Below are 3,063 nucleotides of genomic sequence, written 5' to 3' on the forward strand. Positions count from 1 at the left end.
AGCCGACGGTATTGACGGTGACTCCGCCTACCAGATATGGTTGAATGCCGGGAACACAGGAACCGAGGCCGACTTCATCGCAAGTCTAGAGGGTCCCCAAGGTCCACAGGGACCAGCGGGAGCCAATGGAATAGACGGTGCTGATGGTATCGATGGAACGAACGGAGTGGACGGAGCCGATGGTATCGACGGTGACTCTGCCTACCAGATATGGTTGAATGCCGGGAACACTGGAACCGAGGCAGACTTCATCGCGAGTCTAGAGGGCCCCCAAGGTCCTCAGGGACCACAGGGACCAGCGGGAGCCAACGGTATCGACGGAGCTGATGGTATCGATGGAACGAACGGTGTTGATGGCGCCGATGGGATCGACGGTGACTCCGCCTATCAGATATGGTTGAATGCTGGGAACACCGGAACCGAGGCTGACTTCATCGCAAGTCTAGAGGGTCCCCAAGGGCCTCAAGGACCACAGGGACCAGCGGGAGCAAATGGTATCGACGGTGCTGATGGTATCGATGGAACGAATGGAGTGGACGGTGCCGATGGTATTGACGGTGACTCCGCCTACCAGATATGGTTGAATGCCGGGAACACAGGAACCGAGGCCGACTTCTTGGCAAGTTTACAAGGAGCAGATGGCATCGATGGAACGAATGGAACGAACGGAGTGGACGGAGCCGATGGGATCGACGGTGACTCCGCCTATCAGATATGGTTGAATGCAGGGAACACCGGAACCGAGGCCGACTTCATCGCAAGTCTAGAGGGTCCTCAAGGTCCGCAAGGACCAGCGGGAGCCAATGGAATTGACGGTGCTGATGGTATCGATGGAACGAACGGTGTTGATGGCGCCGATGGGATCGACGGTGACTCCGCCTATCAGATATGGTTGAATGCTGGGAACACAGGAACCGAGGCTGACTTCTTGGCAAGTTTACAAGGAGCAGATGGCATCGATGGAACGAATGGAACGAACGGAGTGGACGGTGCCGATGGTATTGACGGTGACTCCGCCTACCAGATATGGTTGAATGCCGGGAACACTGGAACCGAGGCCGACTTCATTGCGAGTCTAGAGGGTCCCCAAGGGCCTCAAGGACCACAGGGACCAGCGGGAGCAAATGGTATCGACGGTGCTGATGGTATCGATGGAACGAACGGAGTGGACGGTGCTGACGGTATCGACGGTGACTCCGCCTACCAGATATGGCTGAATGCCGGGAACACAGGAACCGAGGCGGACTTCATCGCAAGTCTAGAGGGTCCCCAAGGGCCTCAAGGACCACAGGGACCAGCGGGAGCCAATGGAATAGACGGTGCTGACGGAATAGACGGAACGAACGGAGTGGATGGGGCCGATGGTATAGACGGTGACTCTGCCTATCAGATATGGCTGAATGCGGGCAACACTGGAACCGAGGCCGACTTCATCGCGAGTCTAGAGGGTCCCCAAGGGCCTCAAGGTCCACAGGGACCAGCGGGAGCCAACGGTATCGACGGAGCTGATGGTATCGATGGAACGAACGGTGTTGATGGCGCTGACGGTATCGACGGTGACTCCGCCTACCAGATATGGTTGAATGCAGGGAACACAGGAACCGAGGCTGACTTCTTGGCAAGTTTACAAGGAGCCGATGGCGTCGACGGAGCGAATGGAGTGGACGGTGCTGACGGTATTGACGGTGACTCTGCCTACCAGATATGGTTGAACGCAGGGAACACGGGAACCGAGGCCGACTTCATCGCAAGTCTAGAGGGTCCTCAAGGACCACAGGGACCAGCGGGAGCTGACGGGATCGATGGTGCCGATGGAATAGACGGAGCCACGGGACCTCAAGGTCCAGCAGGAACGAATGGTGTGGACGGAGCCGATGGTATCGACGGTGACTCCGCCTACCAGATATGGTTGAACGCTGGCAACACGGGAACCGAGGCGGACTTCATAGCAAGTCTACAGGGACCGGCGGGAGCAAATGGTATCGACGGTGCTGACGGAATAGATGGAACGAACGGAGTGGACGGAGCCGATGGTATCGACGGTGACTCCGCCTATCAGATTTGGTTGAATGCCGGGAACACTGGAACCGAGGCCGACTTCATCGCGAGTCTAGAGGGTCCCCAAGGTCCTCAAGGACCACAGGGACCAGCGGGAGCCAATGGAATAGACGGTGCTGACGGAATAGACGGAACGAACGGAGTGGATGGGGCCGATGGTATAGACGGTGACTCTGCCTATCAGATATGGCTGAATGCGGGCAACACTGGAACCGAGGCCGACTTCATCGCAAGTCTAGAGGGTCCCCAAGGTCCTCAAGGTCCAGTAGGGCCACAAGGCCCAGCCGGGATTGGACTGTCTGCCTACCAGATATGGTTGAATGCCGGGAACACTGGAACCGAGGCCGACTTCATCGCAAGTCTAGAGGGTCCCCAAGGTCCTCAAGGACCACAGGGACCAGCGGGAGCCAATGGAATTGACGGTGCTGATGGTATCGATGGAACGAACGGAGTGGACGGAGCCGACGGGATCGACGGTGACTCCGCCTATCAGATATGGTTGAATGCCGGGAACACTGGAACCGAGGCCGACTTCATTGCGAGTCTAGAGGGTCCCCAAGGGCCTCAAGGACCACAGGGACCAGCGGGAGCTGACGGTATCGATGGTGCCGATGGAATAGATGGGGCCACAGGTCCTCAAGGTCCAGTAGGGCCACAAGGTCCAGCAGGGATTGGACTGTCTGCCTACCAGATATGGTTGAATGCTGGGAACACGGGAACCGAGGCCGACTTCATCGCAAGTCTAGAGGGTCCTCAAGGACCACAGGGACCAGCGGGAGCCAATGGAATAGACGGTGCTGATGGTATCGATGGAACGAATGGTGTGGACGGAGCCGACGGTATTGACGGTGACTCCGCCTACCAGATATGGTTGAATGCAGGGAACACTGGAACCGAGGCGGACTTCATTGCGAGTCTAGAGGGTCCCCAAGGGCCTCAAGGACCACAGGGACCAGCGGGAGCTGACGGTATCGATGGTGCCGATGGAATAGATGGGGCCACAGG

Annotated in this window: 1 protein-coding gene; it reads left to right on the forward strand. The window is 57.8% G+C overall.

The genetic code is table 11. From position 1 onward, the window contains the following. Positions 1-3,063: beta strand repeat-containing protein (locus tag ACFQ1M_RS15455; RefSeq protein WP_386409804.1), on the forward strand; the 3,063-nt coding region annotated here is incomplete at both ends.

Origin of the sequence: Sungkyunkwania multivorans (genome assembly GCF_042675645.1) — a bacterium.
GTDB lineage: Bacteria > Bacteroidota > Bacteroidia > Flavobacteriales > Flavobacteriaceae > Sungkyunkwania > Sungkyunkwania multivorans.